Origin of the sequence: Saccharicrinis sp. GN24d3 (assembly GCF_052400645.1) — a bacterium.
Taxonomy (GTDB): Bacteria; Bacteroidota; Bacteroidia; order Bacteroidales; family Marinilabiliaceae; genus Saccharicrinis.
On the sequence record NZ_JBQTGI010000007.1, the window covers coordinates 44,026 to 63,766 of the forward strand.

The window sequence follows — 19,741 nt, forward strand, 5'->3', positions numbered from 1 at the left end:
AATTTTCATGAGATATTTAATTACCATACTGCTGTTTACTTTTTTCGCCTTAATAGGTCAGGCGCAGGATAAGCCGTTTTTGAACGCTTACGACAAATACTGGGAAATAGACGATGGTTTTTACCGTGTAATGGAAGATGGCAAGATTGGTCTGGTCAATCAAAACGGCGATATCATTATTCCTTGCGAAAACGATCAGGTTTGGAACTTGCAAGATAACGGAAACATTAAAGTACTAAAAAATGGTAAGCTTGGAATTTATAATACCAACGGCGATATTATTGTTCCTACCATTTACGAAATGATATGGGGTTTTGAAGATGGTAAAGCCCGAGTTCTTCGAAATGGCAAAATTGGTTATGTAAACCAACATGGTAATGAATTTATACCTTGCGAATACGATCAGATCAGAACTTTTGAAGACGGCAAAGCAAAGGTGCTGAAAAATGGAAGAACAGGATTTGTAAACCTTTCGGGGCACGAGTTTATCCCTGCCATATACCATAAAATTTGGGAATTTGAAGATGGCATTGCCAAAGTACTGAGGAACGGTAAAATGGGATATATAAATCTCCAGGGGCTTGAGATCATTCCTTGCGAATATCAATCTATTGGAACCTTTATTGATGGTGTGGCCCAAGCGGTGCAGAACGGCCAAATATCTTACATAGATAAAAACGGCAACCCTACATCCAAATTGAAGGAAGATACAATTGTTGAAAACGACGCTAGAGTGGTTTATGCGGATCAAAAAGTGACCGGAAAAGATAGCAGCAAAACAAAAGTTGTTGACCGGGATACAACGGTAATAAAGTTTTTTGGATCTAAAGTCGAAATTGTGGATGAAGACGGCACCAAAGAGTTCTCCTTCGACAAAGACAAAAGCTTCGAACAAAACCGAAACGACCATAAGAAACACAGAAAGTTTAGGGCCCATTATTGGGGAGTGGATATCGGACTAAATAACTACATGAGTCGCGATGGGAATTTTTCGTTACCCGATGGATACAATTATCTATCATTAAATACCGGTAAATCCATTGAGGTTTCGGTCAATGCTTTCCAACAAAATATTTCATTGAGCCGACGTGGAAACGTAGGTTTTGTTACCGGATTAGGTTTGACCTACAACAATTATCGCTTCGACAATCCAAATATCCCCGTCTCCCTTGCTAATGGGAATTTAAGCTCAGTGGCTATCTCTGATCCCATAGAAAAGAATAAATTAACAACACTGTACTTGACGGCTCCTGTTCTATTCGAACTTCAGTTCAGCCGCAAAAGGCCGGATGCTTTTTATATTTCCACGGGAGTAATTGGCGGATACCGATTAAAATCGCACACCAAGGTAGTTTCGAAAATTGATGGCGACAGAACCAAAGACAAAAACAATGATAGCTTCGCTTTGAATGATTTTAGGTATGGAGCACAGTTGCGTGTGGGTTTCAAAGCCATTAACTTATATGCCACGTACTACTTATCGGAAATGTTCGAGAACGACAAAGGGCCCGAACTTTACCCTATCTCCTTTGGCATATCGTTATACCCGGGATCGTGGTGATACCTTTCAAAAGTATATTAAACATTGGTTACTAACCATTAAAAACTTCGCATAGGGAATGTCCGATCAAATGACAATAATCTCCGGCATGTTAGGACATTCTATTATTTATCCGAGATCTGGCATTAGGAATTAAAAATTTCATTAATATCAATAGGCAGAAGCTGTCCCGATTGCTATCAGGATAGAAAATCTTACCTTGCTGTGTTTAAGATTTTGTAATTAGAGGTACGTAGCGAGCATTTAAAATACCATATAACAAGAAGTTGCTGAAATGAGGCATAGCACCGCTCTGGTGAATTAAAGAAAGTTTTAGAAACGCCTTGTTTTCAAGTAGTTAAATTGCACGACAGGATATCTGATGCATATTGCGGGTATAAGTAATGCCTAGATTTTGATCACCGAATTGGCAATCAGGTGAAGTCTAATGTCAATTTTGGGTTCATTATTATCAACAATTTCAATTCTTGTCACTATTGACAAAGACCAGGACTATTCATCCATTACTGAGGATTATCAGCCTTAAAGGAGAAAATGGCTATCAAGGCCAGGCCTATCAATCCCGACAGGGCAATTACCGAATAGGAACCCATCATTTTAAACGACAAACTAAACAACAAAGGCCCCAATGCGCTGGAAAACACGATCATTTGCATACTGACACCAGAAATGGCACCCAAATTTTTTCTGCCATAAAACCGAGGCCAAGCCACGGATGACAGCACTGCAAACATTCCCCCCATTATACCCGAGCCGGCCACCAACATATAATATCCCCAGGGAAAATTCAAGAACGCCAATCCCAGAGAAACTATAATCCCTCCTAGAATCATCACATACAATAGCTTTTTAAGTTTAACAAAATCGCTGACCGCATTAAAAATAAAAGAAGTAGTTACCGAAATAATTGACATGGGCACAAATATGGAAATGGCATCTGCCTTGGATAGTCCAACACTATCAAAAACCGAGATGATATGGAATGTTAGCCCAGTCACGAAATAACCGTTAAACGCCAACATCAGACTATACATCCAAAATGCCCTTGTTTTTAGAGCCTCATATTTTGTAAACTGTTTTCTATCGTCATCGCTCTTTACTTTATCGTTCTTTTTAAGCAGGTTGCCATCCGGTTTTAAGCCCATTACTTCAGGCTTATCCCGGTACAACAAATAAATGAGAATGCCCATGAATAGCAAGATCAGGGCTAAAATCTGCCATGCTTTCTGCCATCCATTTCCTTCAATTAAATAATTGATCATCAAGGGTGAAACAGAAAAACCCAACGATACCGCTATGGAGCTAAAGGCATTAATGCTTCCCCTGTATTTGTCGAACCACAACATTATCATGTTTCGCGAGGCCAAGGTAAGCACTCCCTGCCCTGTAAAACGAATAAAAAAGAAACAGATAATCATTACCACGAAAGGAACAATCCAGGTGTTGATTCCCAGTAATTTTAGCACAAACTCAGATATCACCTGTGATTGAGAACTTATTGCCAGGGACAAAGCCAAGCCGAAGGCCGCAAATGTAGCCACCTTGCGGGCGCCATAAATATCGAACCATTTACCAGCCATACCCAACAAAAACGAACTCCCAACGGTACCAATGGCATAGGCCAAGCTAAAGGCATTTCTATTTAACCCTAAGGCATCTTTCACTGGATCGGTAAAGGTACTTACCCCCATTGTCTGCCCGGGAACACTGGCCCAAATCCCCAGGGTACCAATCACAGCAATAACAAACCCGTAAAAGAAAAGCGGTTTTGTAGAAGCTTCTGCTTTTTGCATAATATCATTAAATTGTAAACCACAAAAGTACGGAATGCAGTAATACCGAAAGGTTAAACAAAATTAAATGTGTTTTTTAACTGAAGCAACGCAACCCATTTAATTTTCGCTGTCATTTATTTAGAGACATAACTAAACATCTAATTATGAAAAAGTACATCTGTATAATACTCGCTGCAATTCTTACGCTCTCTTTCTCGTGCAAAGAAGATTGCCCTTGCGATTGCGGCCTACCTCAATATCCTTGCGGCGACAAGGTTATAATACTTCCCTATTCAAGTTCGAACACAAGATCTGACAACTTTACAATTACCGGGGCACAAATAATTGGCGATTCTTTACGTGTGGATATTGCATCTTCTGGCTGTGCCGGTTCCACCTGGAAAGTTTGCCTATTCGATTCGGGGGCTGTCATGGAATCCTATCCCGAACAAAGATTATTATGGCTGACACTGGAAAACCGTGAAGCATGCGATGCGGTTCCCACCAGAAGTTTTGCTTTTGATATCGCACCTTTACAAATCCAGAGCGATAAAATATACTTGAATCTGCAAGGCTGGAATGAAAAGTTATTGTATGATTATTGAGAATAAAACAGAACGGCAATCTAATTACGAATAAAGAACCGTTCTTAATACTTCCATTAATTACCGTTAAACATGTTCAATATCGGTATGGTCCGATATCTCGCTATTGGTTGTGCACAAATCTTTTATTGTCAGCTGGTGTACATCGTCGTACCCCGTTAAACGGGCAAAGTCTTTTAGTTCCTCGGTGGATACTTTTAGATAATTCTCTATTCGCTTGGCCGATTTTTCAATGCTTAGTCTTTTTCGTAATTCAGGATCTTGTGTGGCTATACCTACCGGGCATTTACCTGTGTTACAAACTCTATATTGCTGACAACCACCAGCAATCATGGCCGCAGAAGCGACAGCTACCGCATCGGCACCTAAGGCCAGCGCTTTGGCAAAATCGGAGGAAACTCTTAATCCGCCGGTTATGATCAGTGAAATCCCTGTTATTCCTTTATCGTCCAGAAACCTGCGTGCCCTGAACAATGCAAACAGGGTAGGTACCGAAGTTGAATCCTTGACAAAACGTGGAGCAGAACCGGTAGCTCCTCCCCGCCCGTCGATGGTAATAAAATCTGGCGCGGCAAAACAAATCACCTCCAGATCATCTTCAATGTTTCCCGCGGCTATTTTTATGCCTATTGGTTTCCCGCCTGTTTTTTTGCGCAACCAATTCACTTTTGATTTTAAATCTTCCTTAGATCTTATATCAGCAAATGCAGCAGGGCTGTGTATTTCCTTACCCTCCTCCTTGCCGCGTATTTCTGCAATTTCTTTGGTTACTTTGCTTGCCGGCAAGTGTCCACCCATACCCGGTTTAACACTTTGACCAATTTTAATTTCTACGGCATCTACTTTCTTAAACGTTTGGTCCGATACACTGTATTCATTGGGAACGTATTCGAAAATATATTTGTAAGCCGAAGAATATTCGTCGGGCAAAATTCCCCCCTCGCCGGAACAAATAACCGTTTTTGCCGCGGCGCTTCCTTTGGCCAGGGCAGTTTTAATTTCTTTTGACAAAGCACCGAACGACATATGGCTGACATAAACGGGTGTTTCAATTACCAAAGGATGTTGGGCATTGGGGCCAATGGTGGTTTGGGTATTCACTTCGTCATTCTTATCTAAAGGGATTTTTGATAATTGCGCTCCTTTTATTAAAACATCGTCCCAGGCAATAATAGGTTTCTTCGTTTTCATGGGTTCCGAAATAGATTCGCCCGTTTCAGCCATGGTATGTATCTCGCTTAAATACACCTCGTTGGGATCAGAAGCTTTTTCCCATTGGGCTAAATACGCCTCTTCCAATTCTTCTTTCTTGTTACTTTGGGTATCTGCAACAGCGCTTTCCTCGTCGTCGTCTTGTTTATCGAAAATATCTTTGGTAGCTCCACAAACAGGACACGACCAATCGTCCGGTAAATCGTCCCACAATACACCCTCTTTTTCTTCGTCGTAAATATGGCCGCAGGCCAAACACTTATATATCGCCATGGTAATGTGTTTTAATTAATTAATACAGCTATCCCTGCATAGTATTAAAAAGTTATCTTCCTTGAATTTAGCTTGTCCAAGTTAGGCAAAAGATACAAAAAAACATTACCAATTCGACCAAACCCAAATATTATTTAAACAATTACCTTCTCGGATGACGAGTAAGTATAGCCACAAATTTTGTTTTCCAAAATTCGTTTGTTGCCTGCCATCTTTAGCAATTTTTCAAATTCCTAAAGACAGATTCTCGGTTAATTCATTAAATTTGGGGGTTTTAATAAATTAAGTTACCGCAATACCATTATATGGCATCATCGAGCAGTATTAAACGCCCCATAAAAAATGAGATGGAGCGATTTGAGCCTTTCTTCAGTGAACAGCTTAAATCAAAAATTCCGTTGTTGGGCATTATCACCAATTATATTTTACGCAGGAAGGGAAAACAGATGCGCCCTATGCTGGTGTTTCTATCGGCTAAATTAACAGGGACTATTTCTGAAGCTTCGTATGTTGCGGCTACCTTAATTGAATTGTTACACACCGCCACCCTCATACACGATGATGTGGTAGACGAAACCTACCAACGCCGTGGCTTTTTCTCCATCAATGCGCTTTGGAAATCGAAGATCGCTGTGCTTGTGGGAGATTATTTTCTGTCGAAAGGATTGATGCTGGCTTTGGATACCAATCAGATTGGCACGTTAAAAGTGGTTTCTACTGCTGTTAAAGAAATGGCTGAGGGCGAATTGCTTCAAATTGAGAAGAGCAGAAAGCTGGACATCACAGAAGAAGTATATTACGAGATCATTACCAAAAAAACAGCAACACTTATTGCCGCCTGCACCACGGCAGGGGCTTTTTCTGTGGATGCTGAAGAAGAAAAAAGGGAGCTGATGAAGCAATTTGGTACTTACCTGGGAATAGCCTTCCAGATAAAGGATGACCTTTTCGATTACGAAAAAACCGACCTGATCGGGAAACCTACCGGAAACGATATCCGGGAAAAAAAGATGACCCTTCCTTTGATTTATGTACTCAACAACTGCGAAGCCAAAGAACGAAAAAGAGTATTATCAATTATTCGCCGGCATCATAAAAACGACAAAAAAGTGGCCGAGGTCATTGAGTTTGTCCGTAATAACGGGGGAATTGAATATACACACGACAAAATGATTGAATATAAAAACAAGGCTCTTGAAATTCTCGACAAATTTGATGACTCTGAGGCTAAACAATCATTAAAAGAACTCGTTATTTTTACAACCGAGCGAAAGAAATAATATTTTTTAGATGAGAGATTTTTTGTCAGACGAAAGACGGTAGATATTGTATTTTTCGCTGTATTTAAATCCTAACACTTTAATAAGATGGAAGATAACAAAAAGCTATTCCTACTGGATGCTTATGCATTAATATATAGAGCTTATTACGCGTTTATCAGAGCTCCGCGCATCAACTCAAAAAAGCTGAACACTTCGGCCATTTATGGTTTTACCAATTCGCTGCTCGAAGTGCTGCAAAAGGAGAAGCCATCGCATCTGGCAGTAGCCTTTGACCCTGCGGGGCCAACTTTCAGGCACGAAATGTTTGAACCCTACAAGGCGCAACGGGAAGCTACACCCGAAGATATAAAACTGGCCGTTCCATATATCAAAAGACTTTTGGAGGCGCTAAACATTCCGATTCTGGAGGTGAATGGCTATGAGGCGGATGATGTTATCGGGACTATCTCGCGCAAAGCCGACAAGGCAGGTTTTGAGGTATTTATGATGACACCCGATAAAGATTATGCGCAATTGGTAACGGACAATGTGAAGATGTTTAAGCCCCGTAGCAAAGGGGGTGGAATGGACATATTGGGTATACCTGAAGTACAAGAGAAATTTGCCATTGAAAAACCTACACAAGTTATAGATATTTTGGCTTTGATGGGCGATGCTTCCGATAACATCCCTGGCTGTCCCGGAATTGGTGAAAAAGGAGCCAAAGACATCATTGGCAAATACAAAAGTATTCCCGGCATTTACGAGCATATCGAAGAATTTAAGGGAAAGAGGAAAGAGAACCTCGTCAACTTTAAAGAACAGGTAGAACTGTCATACACCCTGGCCACCATTAAGGTAGATGTACCTATTGTTTTAGATGAAGAGGCTTTAAAAGTTTCAGAAGCCAACAAACAAGAACTGATGGACTTACTCGAGGAATTGGAGTTTAAGAGCATGTTGGCTCGCTTTGGCTTAGAACCTGTACAAGTGGCCACTGCATCCCCCACTCAAGGTGATCTGTTTGGCCAGCCTCAGGTTGAAGAAACCCCGGTTTTTGCTTCTTCCCTAAAGACAATTAATGACCTAGAGCACAGCTATTATGTAGTGGATAACGATCAAGCCTATGCTTCACTGGCCGCTGAACTAAGTGTGCAAAAAGAATATTGTTTCGATACGGAAACGACCAGTCTTGACACCAGTATCGCAGAGTTGGTGGGAATTTCATTCTCCTGGAAAAAAGGCGAGGCTTATTATGTCCCCTTCCCGCAAGAACAGGAAAAAGCCATGGCACTGGCACAGCGTTTTAAGCTGGTGTTGGAAGATGAGAATATTGTTAAAATAGGTCAGAATCTAAAATATGATATACTCGTATTAAAAAACTATGGCATAAAGGTTAAAGGCAAGATATTCGACACCATGGTGGCCCACCATCTGGCATTGCCTGGACTGAAGAACAGCATGGATTTTATGGCTGAAACCTACCTGGGCTATTCTCCCGTAAAACTGGAATCATTGATCGGTAAAAAAGGTAAAGATCAGTTGAATTTCCGACAGGTTGAATTAAAACAGGCCAAGGAATATGCTGCCGAAGATGCCGATATCACATTGCAATTGAAAGAATTTCTGCAGCCTAAAATAAAAGAAGCCGGACTGGAAGAACTTTTCTACAAAACCGAGATGCCCTTGCTTTTGGTTCTGGCAGAAATGGAAGCCACCGGTGTAAAATTGGATGTGGACGAGTTAAAGGATTTTTCGGGAAGGTTAACCGTAAGGATTGATGCCCTCGAAAAAGATATTATAGGGATGGCCGGCATGGAATTTAACGTGGCCAGCCCAAAGCAAGTGGGCGAAGTGCTTTTTGAGCATATGAAAATTGACGCCAAGGCGAAAAAAACCAAATCGGGACAGTACAGCACCAGCGAAGAAACACTGACGAAGCTCAAAGGCAAACATGATATCATAGATAAGATTCTTGAGTTTAGAGGATTAAAGAAACTATTGAACACCTATGTGGAAGCCTTGCCGTTATTGGTGAATCCTAAAACCGGTAAAATACATACTACCTACAACCAAGCAGTGGTTGTTACCGGTCGGCTGAACTCCGTAAACCCAAACCTCCAGAATATCCCTATCCGGGACGAAGATGGACGTGAGATACGAAAAGCATTTATAGCCAGCGATGACGGACACGTATTTTTATCGGCAGATTACTCCCAGGTGGAACTTCGTTTGATGGCACATTTAAGTCAGGATACCCAATTGGTAACCGCTTTTAACAATGGCGAAGATATTCATGCCGCCACGGCGGCCAAAATATTTAAAGTTGCATTAGAAGAGGTTACTTCCGATATGAGACGAAAAGCTAAAACAGCCAACTTCGGGATTATCTACGGCATATCGGCATTTGGGCTGGCAGAGCGTTTGACCATTTCGCGTAGTGAGGCCAAAGAAATTATTGATGGCTACTTTGAGAACTTCCCCGAAGTGAAAGCGTATATGGACAAGAGTATTGAGATAGCCCGTGATAAAGGTTATGTTGAAACCGTTTTCGGCAGAAAGAGGAACTTACCCGATATCAATTCGCGCAATGGAGTGGTACGTGGCATGGCCGAACGTAACGCCATTAATGCGCCTATCCAGGGTACTGCTGCCGACATCATAAAAATGGCCATGGTTAACATACAGGCCGAATTGGACAAGAGAAACCTTAAATCGAGGATGATACTGCAGGTACATGATGAATTGAACTTTGACGTTGTAAAAAGTGAGCTGGTGGAGGTAAAAGATATTGTGAAAAAAGGAATGGAAAATGCGTGTAAGCTTTCTGTGCCGCTATCGGTTGATATGGGAGTGGGAGCCAATTGGCACGAGGCGCATTAGTCAGTGGTCAATAAACCAGACATGAGATTTTGAGATAAGAGACTAAATAGCACTTAGTGAGATATTCCGCTTAAGTGCAGTCTCTGTTTATTTATGTCATAATCATGCATCTAACTTTACAATTTGATAGAAATAAACAGTGGGCAGTCCTTAAACAGTGGCTATTAGAAAAGGCAACAATTCTCTTTTAAAAACCCTCTAACTCTCCCGAATACGAGTTCGGGACAGGCTCTAAAGGGAGAACCAGAACTCCCCATAGACAGCTAATTCCCCTTTACGGGTTAGAGGTAATCACTAAGGAGAATTTATAGAATAGAGCGTTTTCGTAGATGCACTAAGTAGGACTAGTCATTGGTTAGTTATAATGTCTATTAACTAAAATTTTTTGTAGAGGTACAATTCATCATTTTTTGTATATTGAGAAGTATATATAAATATGTATTATGGCTTATAGCGAATACGCAAAAACGTATAAAACCACCTCCCCACCACTGCGTGGCAGTGCTCTCCTTGGCAAGGTGGAGAGCTGACTACCTAAACATGCATTTATTTACTAGTTTAAATTTCCTTAGCCAGAGGGCTATGGACGACAGACCGGCATCACATATTTATAGAATTTATTAAGCATAGTACAGTGAACTGACTTTTATTACCATGAGAATTCAGCTTAAACCCGGATTATGTATTGGAGGTTCGTCATGAGCATTGCAAGTACAATAAAACAAGGCATTACTGAAACGAGGCATAGCATCGTTCTGGTGAGTTGAAGTGATGCAACGAAGTGTCTTGTTTTGAAGTAATTTCAATGTGTAATAGAAATTCTAATGCATATTGCGGGTTAAACACATATTCATCTTTAGTTTATTTTTTTTGAATTGTTTTACTAATGCTCAACATAACTGGAATAGCAAAAGCTGGAAAAAAAATAGCATTGGGTTTGCTTGCACTTTCTCCGGTGAGCGAACAAAACCAGTTGAAGAGTTTACACAAATACCTTTAAAGGGCAATTATAAAAAGATGAGAACCTTACTTTATTTGACACCCCTGCATATCAGTTTATCTCGGTTTTTACCATTGAAAACCTGGCGCAAGAACGAGATGTTTTTTTAACAATAAAGGAGACGCATCGTATTTCATAAATTAAAGAATCTGAAGAACTTGTTCTAATATGTTCAAGTTGCACCTATTTTACAGAAATCCCACTTAATATCCTTTTTGATAAGATTTTAGAATACAAACATTTTATTGGGGCCGAAAATTGGTTTGAATATTATTATTCTAACAGAAAGATACACAAACCATAAATTACAACTGACTTATATTCACATAAGGGCACAATTGTATATGAGGTTTTTGAAGTGGACGGAACTCCCATATTATGAACAGACCGCACTGAATATAAGATTACTGAAATAAACGATTTCATTGACTTTTCTTAAATTATGGTGTAATTTTTATTGCTGATATTGCCTTGATATGAAACCGATGAAAAATCACCCTTTAAGAAAATTTTATCTTATTGTATTTCCAATATTGATCGTTTTGGCCATCGTATTAAACCAAAACAAAATATTCGGATATCAGATCTTAGGAGAAGCAAAGAAAGAAATTTATGGATTTTCACTGGAGCAAACAAAATCCGTATTTAACAAAGCCAGCGATATTAATTCAAGTGGTCCCTGGCGTGTAGTCTTCGATTCTACATCTAACATTATAGGGGTACTGCTTCATTCTAATTATTATTCTCCGGAAGTTAAAGGATACCATGGTAGAGTCCCGGTTATCATTGCGGTTGACACAGACCATCAATAGGCAATCTAACAAAGAAGGTTGTCCCTTTACCTGATTCAGATTCCAGCAATATGCTACCACCCAGCATTTCTACGAATGACCTTGAAATAGCCAGCCCCAGTCCGGAGCCTTCATATTTTTTTGAAGTGGTGGTATCGGCTTGCACAAACCTGTCGAAGATAGATTGCTGACTATCTTTCCTGATACCAATTCCCGTGTCGGCAACCGCAAATTCTATTTCTTTGCCAAATTGTCGGCATTGCAATGTGATGCTTCCAGTTTCAGTAAATTTGACGGCGTTACGAAGGAGGTTGGTTAAAATAGAATTTAGTTTGTCTATATCGGTTGTAATCTCAGAAACACAGTCTTCTCCACGTTTCATTAATAAATCGATCCCCTTATTTTGTGCCTGAGGCTGAAAAAACTGATAAAGCTCGTTAACAAATTCGTTTAAGTCCAGCTTTTGTAAAGAAACCTGAATCAACCCCGACTCAATTTTGGAAATATCGATGATATCGTTGATCGTATTAAGCATCCGTTCACCGCTCTTATGGATCACTTCCACAAATTTTTTATGATCGTCTCCTGCCAAATCAGGATCTTTCAACAAATCGGCAAAACCCATTATACCGTTTACCGGTGTTCTGATCTCGTGACTCATATTGGCCAGGAAAGCAGACTTTAAACGATCACTTTCCTCAGCCCTTTCTTTCTCTTTCAACAGTTCGGCTTCCGCCTTTTTTCTGGCTGTAATATCCAGAAAACTTTCCAATATATACTTTTTCCCCTCTATTACAACCGTTTGTGCATTTTTTAAGATTGGTGTTTTTCCCCCGTCTTTGCATTTCACCAACGTATCCATCCCGGAAAATTCCACCTGGCCTTGCTCCCAAATGGGGCAATCTTTCGATTGGGCCCCTTTAGGACAAACGATATCGCAATATTCGCCTTGCAATTCATCAATGGAAAAACCGGTAATTTCGCTGGTTCTATCGTTTACCCTATATATTTTATAATCTTCCCCAATCAGCAGAAACCCACTGGGCATGCTCTGAATCAACGTATTCATTAATTGTTCCGAGTCTGACAGTTTTTTGTTTTTCTCTACATAAGCAGAAATATCGCGGAGGATAACCAGGAAAGCCGGCCTACCTTCAAACTCAATAGGAGTGACGTTAATCTCAATTGGAATCCGCACCCCACTCTTTGAGATTCCAACGGACTCGTAAACAGTGTCGACTTTATCCCCTTGTAGTCTTTTATAATGTATATCTTTTATACCTTCCAATTCTTGCGCGGGCACAAACCGGGTAAATTCCTTTCCTATAAATTCACGCTCACTATAACCAGATGCCCTAATTAAGGCAGGATTCACGTATTTAACAATGCCCTCCTGAAGTATAAGAAGCGGGTCGCTCAGAGAATTAATAAGTGATTTATATTTAAATTCGCTCTTTTTAACCAAATCCTTTTCATGCTTAAAAGCTTTATAAGCTATGATATTAGACAAAGCGACACTAATAGAATGAGCTATTTCTCTATAGGTTTCTGTTTCCAACGGTATAGATAAATTCGTATTGGGAACCGCCGAGCACAACAAACCACGAATAACATTATCTATCTGCAATGGGGCAATAAATGATGTCCAACTTTTTTTACACGCAAAGCTGAGCTTGCAATCCATGATTGGATTTTCAAAAGTGACCAGTTTGTTTCTTTCCAAAGCAACCTGATAATGTTTTGGCAAAGATCCTTGTAAGATTTCTTTCTTTAACGCCTCAAATCCGGATACCTTGCCCGCATTTTCGATTTGAATAACCTTTTGTTCCGAATCAAATAAAACAATCCACGAAAAAAGATATCCTTTTGAATGTATCAATATTTTGCATACCTGTTGTACTAAAACTGTTGCATCTTTTTCAACCATTAAAAGTTGATTGATTTCCCTTACTGTATCCAGTGTTTTACGCAAATATTGAACATTTGAATCGTCACTTTCACTCATAGATAAAATTAATTAATTGAGTTAAGATTAACTTGTTCAGTTTTTTTAAAGGTACTAATTCATTTAATCAAAGGTTATTATTTTTTATACAATTATCGTTTTGTATGAGGAAGGGATGAAATCTGGCTTTTAAAGAAATCGTTGAGTTTATGCTTCCCGTAACTAATCCCTACCATGTCATTTTCCATGGCAGTAAGAAAAAACTCGATACTGCCATAGGTTTTACTTGTAGTAAAAATACGCATTACTTGAATAACAAAGCGTCTAATCCAGTCGGGTAAGTGCTTTATATTTATGGGCTTGTTATAGGCTTGCAAGGCTATTTGAGCTATTTGCCGATGGCTTAAAACCTCTGGCCCGCCTACTTCTATTTCCTGCTTATCGGTTTCCACTGCATCAAGGCACACCTTAGCCAGATCTTCACCGTGAATAGGGTTCATTTGTTTTTTCCCATCTCCGAACAAATAAATTTTTCCTTTTGCAGCCATATCCAAGAAATCCTTCATATCAGAAAAAAAACCGGTAGGTCGAATAATCGAGTATTCCAATCCGGATGCTTTTAGTTCATCCACAAATCTTTCTTTGGCTTCGCAGATTTTGAGTTGTCGCATGTTTTGGCCATTCAACACGGATATATAGATAAACTTCCGAACACCGGCTTTCTTGGCTTCTTTTAATAAATTGGCATTCGCCTGGTAATCCACATCCATATAGGTCAGGCCGTCTTTTTGCCGCGTTATCCCTAACGAGGATATGACGGTATCCACACCGACAAGTGCGCTGCTGATAGTTGTAGGTTTATTAAAGTCGACCCTAAGTTTTAACAGATTGGGGGAGTTTACTTCAGACAACTTATTGGTGTTACGGGCCACTGCAATAGTAGGCAATCCTCTTTGAATTGACTCTTTTACCATGTATTTGCCCAAATACCCGGTTGAACCTGCAATAACCACTTTATTTATATTCATCTCGGTATTATTTATTTGAGTTGCAACAATATCTTTACCATTAACAGTACGGACTCCTTAACCTGATTGGTTTGGTTAAGTGTTCCCGATAAGTAGACATCCAACTGAGGACAGTAATACATAAAGGAGGCTGTACTTCCGGAATGGCCTATTAAAGTAAGCTTTGGCAGCATTGGAAACATCTCCCTTAGCTCAAATTTTCTCAACCCTAAACCATAATACATACTTTTTGATTCCGGTATCCAATTTTGCATAAATTCCAAAGATACATTTGAAATCAATTTTTCAGTAAATAAAGCGGTTTGAAATTTATTGATGTCTTCTGTTGTGCTAACAAGTCCTCCTCCGGCCCAGTCGGCACTTAAACTTTTCAATGCACTAACTTCAATCCTACCTACATACATTTCTGCTATTTTGCTTGTGGGCTTAAGGGGTTTAGACCTTAGGTTCATGTACGTATGATGCATTTGTAAGGGCTTAAAAAAACGTTCCTCAAAAACGTCGCACAAGGCTCTACCACTCAATTTTTCGATGATTAACCCCAACAAAATATACTCAGTGTCTGTATATCGATAATCAGTACCTGGTTTAAAGTTAGGTGCCATTTTATGTTTTGAGAATACAATTAACTCATTGGGCTCCCAAAGTTTTTCGGGCTCAACTAAAAGCATTTCCATCATATTGGGTGAACCATCTTTAGTTTTCCCCTCAAAATAATCGGGCAATCCGGATGTATGTTGCAGCAAATGCCTGACGGTTATTTCATTAGAATAATCAGTGTCGTTTAGCATATGCAAACCCTCCATCACTTCACACGAAAGATACTGCCCTATGGTATCATCTAATTTTAGCTTACCTTCTTCTGTTAGTTGCAGAATAACGGTGGCAGTAAATGTTTTTCCGATACTGGCCAGGTAAAATGGGTTTTCAGATGAAACCTGACTACCATCTTTATAATCACCTCCGTAAAAGCTCCAGCTAATTTTTTTGCCTGGAGAATAGACGGATAAACAGGCATTATGCACATCATCTTTTTTCAGTTCTTTTTGAAAGTACTTTTTCGTCTTTTTATAGCCTTTGTGATTCTGCTCGGCACTCGCATTAACTGAAATAAATATGGCTATCGTTAAAGTATAAAGGCAGTTCATAACTTGTATTGATTAAAAAGTATAACCTATAGAAAGTTCTCCCATAAAAGGATTGATAAAATCGTATTTCTCTTCAAATACATCAATGGCAGCTTCAACTTGCGGGGTTGAATTATGAACATTACGATCTTTCCAGGACACACCGTAACCAAAGGCTGCAGTAGCTGTCAATCCACACTCCCAAACCCATCGTTTACCGGCATTTAATCCAAAAGTAAAATCCGGCAATTCAAAATCAAAATTGGTGTTGTCAATTTTTCCTTCGCCATTGTACCAGCGATATCTTCCGTACGCACCCGCAAACCAACCTTCCATACCCGCTGTGATATGATACCGGTAATTCAGCACCACCGCCTTGCCATTGGCATCAATATTAGCATCGGAATAGGTTTTAGGAATGCCTTCGTAATCGAAACGAACCATAATCCCATGATTGGGTTTTAACAGGTATTCGTAATTAGCAGAGACAATACCAAAAGCAACCCCAAATGGGCATGCATTAAAGGCATGTCTGGTTTCTTTTCTCGCCTCAAGCGTAGTTTCTTCGCTATATTGAGCGTTTAGTAGATTGATGGCACATACACACATCAAAAGTCCTAGTAACAGTGTTTTTTTAAAATTGAATTGCATTGTTTATAATTTTTAAAATTAATTGACAATACAAAGATGCGGCCTAAAAAAGACCTATGCGTCCGAAATTGTAAATATGGACTAAAAGGTGAAAATCAGCACGTCAGTGGTGAAAATCCGTACTTTGGATAACTAAGCAGTTCTGGCCGATTTTAGCCAGGTTCCGGGCGTTACGCCTTCCGCTTTTTTAAAAAAGGCATTAAAAACGGTTTTAGAATTAAATCCGCTTTCATAGGCCAACCCGAGAATGGTTAGGTGAGCAAATTTTTGATCTACCGCAATTTGTTTGAAGTGTTGTAAGCGATATTGATTAATAAACTCATTAAAATTTAACTGGTAACTTTCGTTAATGAGGTATGATAATTTATTGGGATGAAGATTAATTTCCTCAGCCAGGCTGGTTAAAGATAAGCGTGCATTCAAAAAAGGTTGCTTTTCTTTAATAAAAACCTCTAGTTTTTCTTTTTTAAGCTCCAGCTCAGATTCATTCAGCTTACTCCCTTTGTTATCCTTAATCAAGGGTATTTGGGGCATTTCGTTTATTTTTAAGTGGGCCTGATAAAGTGCATCAAAATCCTTTCTTTCTTTCAGTTTATACAAAAAAGGCTCGTACCTGTAATTGATGATTTGTCCGCGTTTTTGCGCCACATATTGCCAAAGTAATTCCATTGCCTCATCTTCATGATTGGAATTAGCCAGAATAAATATCTCGTAAGGAACCAGTTGGTTTTTATCTGCGGCGACATTCCTCCATGACTCCAGGATGGATTTATCCATTTCGTAGTTTTCATCATTTACAGCATCAAACAGCAGTTCCTGCAGCTGGATATCTTTCCTGTTGCCAAGACATGCCTTAAAATCATGTTTTCGGTTCAACCAAATTAAACACATGGCCTTTAGTTCAACAGCCAGTTTGAACTCGGGTGTAGTACGCAAACACTTGTCGATATGTACCAGTGCCTCTTCAAAGTTTCCTTGAAGATAGTTAACGTTACCTAAGGTATAATGATGATTAGGCGAAAGCGGATCAACCTCAAGTGCCCTCTTGATATATATTTCAGCTATTGAAAAATAGCCATTTGCAATGCAAAGTTCTGCCATGGCCTCCAACGCATCCGAATATTTAGGGTATTCCATCAAACATTGTGACAGTTGCCTGTAACTTGATTCAAAATCCCAATCGCCCCAAAAACTCTTTCCGATATAGGACATCGAATATTCCGGAAGCTTCGTATCTAATTCCTTCGCCTTTAAAAAATTCGCTCCCGCCATTTCAAATCCTTCCCGGGCATCCATAAATCCCCAGGCAGCCAATAGGCCATAGCACTGCACGTTACCATAGTACGACCTGGCATATGTTGGATCAATCTTGATAGACCCATTATAATATTCAACGGCCTTTTTTATGCTATCCGGGGTCCATTTTAACTGAAAGTATCTTCCTTTTAAGAACAATTCGTAGGCATCCACCTTTATGGTACTTTGATCTACCAGGTGATCCTGAATATCAAAGTGTCCCACATTCCCTCTAACCTGATCGGCAATTAAAAGGCTAACCTCATCCTGTAATTGAAAAATATCTGTCAGCTGTCGGTCAAAATTATCCGACCATAAATGAACGCCGTCGGCAGCATTAATTAACTGGGCAGTTATCCGCACCTGGTTATTGGACTTTCGAACACTTCCTTCAAGAATGGTTGCTACTCCCAATTCCTTGCCAATAGTGCGTATATCGATATTCTTACCTTTAAAGGCAAAGGAAGAAGTTCGGGCAATGACTTTTAAACCTTCAACCCGGGTTAAGGCATTGATGATTTCTTCAGAAATACCATCACTAAAATACTCGTTATCAACGTCCGGGCTCATATTCACAAAAGGAAGCACAGCGATTGATTTATTGGCCTTATTTAATGAATATTGGTTTTGCATTGGAATTTATACCGTCAATTAATTGATGTTGCTATAATAAACAATTCTGACTACATACAAAAACGCTTGTTGAGTAGCTTTGTTCAAGCAAATAATCCCGGCCATTAAGCTGACCGGGATTCTCGAACAAATTCACAAAACAATAATAATCATTGCAGGAAAACGCCAAATACTGTGTTACTCCCATTTTCGAAACAGTCATTTACGATTAGTAAAGTCCTTTGTTTCAAACTAATTGAAGGCCTCCGCTAACACGGAGCAGGCTTTGTCATGGAAGTTTTCATATCAAAGACATAAGAACTTGATTTTTTTGCAGTTACTAAATACCTAACGCATTAAAAAGGGTAATCAGTTCAGGATTGGACGGACGAGGCGCGCTTTTAGATACAATATTTCCTTCCGGATCAATTAGAATAAAGCGCGGTATACCTGAAACAGCATAAGCATCGGTAAATTCTTTGTTATTGGCTATCAACTGAACCCCACCGAGCTCTTTGTCGGCCACCATCTTCTTCCACTTCTCTTTGTCCTTTTCCACATCCACCGAGATACTGACAAACTCAATTTTTTTACCGTGATATTTGTGCTCAACCTTTTTCAGGTGAGGTATCTCAGCACGACAAGGACCACACCAGGTTGCCCATACATCGATGTATACATATTTGCCCTTAAAATCATCAAGCGACGAAGTCCCACCTGCGCAATTTTCGTAATCCACAAACTTTGGCGATGGTTTGCCCTTATCCAATTTACCAACCTTATTATATAGTTCGGTAACTTCAGTTATAGACTTTTCATCATTACAGCACTTTTTAAACTCCTCATATAAGGCATCTTTATCTTCGGCATCTGCCAACCTTTGAAGCATGGTAATATGACCTAATTTATTCTTTACATACTGACTGTTTAAAGTGTTGAGTACTTTGAAAAAACCAAGAACTTCCGAGGACAAACCTTCCTCTTTATATAGTTGGTTACCTTTAATAGATAAATAATTTCTGGTAAACATGTAATAATCTGATGAATATCTATATAGCTTTTCATCATCGAGGTTAACTTTATCCAATTCTGCCAATAACGTTTCTGATGGTTTATAGCTATTATCTTTCGACATATATGGATAATAACTAACATACATGGCCAGGTCGGAATAATATTTCATTTCAACCGACTTTTTCTCCAGTTCTTTTAGTGAATCAGGAATACCCGTAACTTTTTCAAACTCCTTGATTAAAGCCGCGGTGTTTTCTTTGGCTACCTTCATAAATGCAGTCTCTTCCAAGGTAAATGTCTCCTGCATTTTGGCTCTTTCATCATTACTCAATTTTGTTTTAGTTATTAAATATTGGTTAAATGAAACCAAGTCGCCCCCTAAAGTTAACGTATTGTCAAAATCTTTGGCATCTACCGATATTTCAATAACACTGCCTGCAAGCGCATATAAGCCCGCATAATTTCTTTCGTAAATAAAGCTGAACTCACCCGCTTTAATAGTATCCACAAAAGCACCCTGTTCATTTACTTTAAGTTCAGTAGTCTCCCTATCTACATCTCTTATCCATAATTTGCCAGCATCATTATTCTGGATGGTTCCTTTTACAATAGCATAGTCAATTTCCTCCTTGGGAGAGCATGATACCATCATTAGGATAGATAGTATACTAAGTAAAAAATTTAGTTTTTTCATTTTCTTTATCTG

13 protein-coding genes are annotated in these 19,741 nt (G+C 39.4%); 5 read left to right on the forward strand and 8 right to left on the reverse strand.

Going from position 1 to position 19,741, the window contains the following annotated elements:
- Positions 1 to 7 precede the first annotated feature (7 nt).
- A complete protein-coding gene (locus ACT29I_RS09790; RefSeq protein WP_444793320.1) occupies positions 8 to 1,561 on the forward strand; it encodes a WG repeat-containing protein in 1,554 nt (517 codons plus the stop codon).
- Positions 1,562 to 2,064: 503 nt separating this feature from the next.
- On the opposite strand, the gene ACT29I_RS09795 is transcribed toward ACT29I_RS09790, so the two are convergent.
- Entirely contained in the window at positions 2,065 to 3,354 is a 1,290-nt protein-coding gene (locus ACT29I_RS09795) for an MFS transporter (protein WP_430935504.1), read from the reverse strand.
- 146 nt (positions 3,355 to 3,500) lie between these two features.
- On the opposite strand from ACT29I_RS09795, the gene ACT29I_RS09800 reads away from it, so the two are divergent.
- Positions 3,501 to 3,941 carry a hypothetical protein gene (locus ACT29I_RS09800; protein WP_444793321.1) on the forward strand — a complete coding sequence of 147 codons (441 nt, stop codon included), beginning with the start codon at positions 3,501 to 3,503 and terminating at the stop codon, positions 3,939 to 3,941.
- Between the two features lie 66 nt (positions 3,942 to 4,007).
- Here ACT29I_RS09800 and ACT29I_RS09805 read toward each other — a convergent pair whose 3' ends face one another.
- Entirely contained in the window at positions 4,008 to 5,426 is a 1,419-nt protein-coding gene (locus ACT29I_RS09805) for a glutamate synthase-related protein (RefSeq protein ID WP_430935500.1), read from the reverse strand.
- 305 nt (positions 5,427 to 5,731) lie between these two features.
- On the opposite strand from ACT29I_RS09805, the gene ACT29I_RS09810 reads away from it, so the two are divergent.
- The 3 genes from ACT29I_RS09810 (at position 5,732) to ACT29I_RS09820 (ending at position 11,383) form a co-directional block, all read left to right on the forward strand.
- Positions 5,732 to 6,706, forward strand: a complete 975-nt coding sequence (locus ACT29I_RS09810; RefSeq protein ID WP_430935498.1) for a polyprenyl synthetase family protein — start codon at positions 5,732 to 5,734, stop codon at positions 6,704 to 6,706.
- Between the two features lie 87 nt (positions 6,707 to 6,793).
- On the forward strand, positions 6,794 to 9,571 hold the full coding sequence (gene polA / locus ACT29I_RS09815; protein WP_444793322.1) for a DNA polymerase I: 2,778 nt from the start codon (positions 6,794 to 6,796) through the stop codon (positions 9,569 to 9,571).
- A 1,485-nt stretch (positions 9,572 to 11,056) separates the two neighbouring features.
- Positions 11,057 to 11,383, forward strand: a complete 327-nt coding sequence (locus ACT29I_RS09820; protein ID WP_444793323.1) for a hypothetical protein — start codon at positions 11,057 to 11,059, stop codon at positions 11,381 to 11,383.
- On the opposite strand, the gene ACT29I_RS09825 is transcribed toward ACT29I_RS09820, so the two are convergent.
- The 6 genes from ACT29I_RS09825 to ACT29I_RS09850 form a co-directional block, all read right to left on the reverse strand.
- Entirely contained in the window at positions 11,355 to 13,367 is a 2,013-nt protein-coding gene (locus tag ACT29I_RS09825; RefSeq protein ID WP_444793324.1) for a PAS domain S-box protein, read from the reverse strand. The two genes, ACT29I_RS09820 and ACT29I_RS09825, sit on opposite strands and share 29 nt — an antisense overlap.
- A 92-nt stretch (positions 13,368 to 13,459) precedes the next feature.
- Positions 13,460 to 14,335, reverse strand: coding sequence for an SDR family oxidoreductase (locus tag ACT29I_RS09830; protein WP_444793325.1), 876 nt, complete (start codon positions 14,333 to 14,335; stop codon positions 13,460 to 13,462).
- Positions 14,336 to 14,346: 11 nt separating this feature from the next.
- Positions 14,347 to 15,483: a serine hydrolase domain-containing protein gene (locus ACT29I_RS09835; protein WP_444793326.1), complete on the reverse strand. Its 1,137-nt coding sequence runs from the start codon at positions 15,481 to 15,483 to the stop codon at positions 14,347 to 14,349.
- 12 nt (positions 15,484 to 15,495) lie between these two features.
- A complete protein-coding gene (locus tag ACT29I_RS09840) occupies positions 15,496 to 16,113 on the reverse strand; it encodes a DUF3575 domain-containing protein (RefSeq protein ID WP_444793327.1) in 618 nt (205 codons plus the stop codon).
- A gap of 132 nt (positions 16,114 to 16,245) precedes the next feature.
- Positions 16,246 to 18,042, reverse strand: a complete 1,797-nt coding sequence (locus ACT29I_RS09845) for a helix-turn-helix domain-containing protein (RefSeq protein ID WP_444793328.1) — start codon at positions 18,040 to 18,042, stop codon at positions 16,246 to 16,248.
- A gap of 319 nt (positions 18,043 to 18,361) precedes the next feature.
- On the reverse strand, positions 18,362 to 19,729 hold the full coding sequence (locus ACT29I_RS09850) for a TlpA family protein disulfide reductase (RefSeq protein WP_444793329.1): 1,368 nt from the start codon (positions 19,727 to 19,729) through the stop codon (positions 18,362 to 18,364).
- Positions 19,730 to 19,741 lie beyond the last annotated feature (12 nt).

Coding starts and splice junctions, on each gene's coding strand:
- ACT29I_RS09790 (WP_444793320.1), top strand. CDS start 8: ATGAGATATTTAATTACCATACTGCTGTTTACTTTTTTCGCCTTAATA.
- ACT29I_RS09795 (WP_430935504.1), bottom strand. CDS start 3,354: ATGCAAAAAGCAGAAGCTTCTACAAAACCGCTTTTCTTTTACGGGTTT.
- ACT29I_RS09800 (WP_444793321.1), top strand. CDS start 3,501: ATGAAAAAGTACATCTGTATAATACTCGCTGCAATTCTTACGCTCTCT.
- ACT29I_RS09805 (WP_430935500.1), bottom strand. CDS start 5,426: ATGGCGATATATAAGTGTTTGGCCTGCGGCCATATTTACGACGAAGAA.
- ACT29I_RS09810 (WP_430935498.1), top strand. CDS start 5,732: ATGGCATCATCGAGCAGTATTAAACGCCCCATAAAAAATGAGATGGAG.
- polA (WP_444793322.1), top strand. CDS start 6,794: ATGGAAGATAACAAAAAGCTATTCCTACTGGATGCTTATGCATTAATA.
- ACT29I_RS09820 (WP_444793323.1), top strand. CDS start 11,057: ATGAAAAATCACCCTTTAAGAAAATTTTATCTTATTGTATTTCCAATA.
- ACT29I_RS09825 (WP_444793324.1), bottom strand. CDS start 13,367: ATGAGTGAAAGTGACGATTCAAATGTTCAATATTTGCGTAAAACACTG.
- ACT29I_RS09830 (WP_444793325.1), bottom strand. CDS start 14,335: ATGAATATAAATAAAGTGGTTATTGCAGGTTCAACCGGGTATTTGGGC.
- ACT29I_RS09835 (WP_444793326.1), bottom strand. CDS start 15,483: ATGAACTGCCTTTATACTTTAACGATAGCCATATTTATTTCAGTTAAT.
- ACT29I_RS09840 (WP_444793327.1), bottom strand. CDS start 16,113: ATGCAATTCAATTTTAAAAAAACACTGTTACTAGGACTTTTGATGTGT.
- ACT29I_RS09845 (WP_444793328.1), bottom strand. CDS start 18,042: ATGCAAAACCAATATTCATTAAATAAGGCCAATAAATCAATCGCTGTG.
- ACT29I_RS09850 (WP_444793329.1), bottom strand. CDS start 19,729: ATGAAAAAACTAAATTTTTTACTTAGTATACTATCTATCCTAATGATG.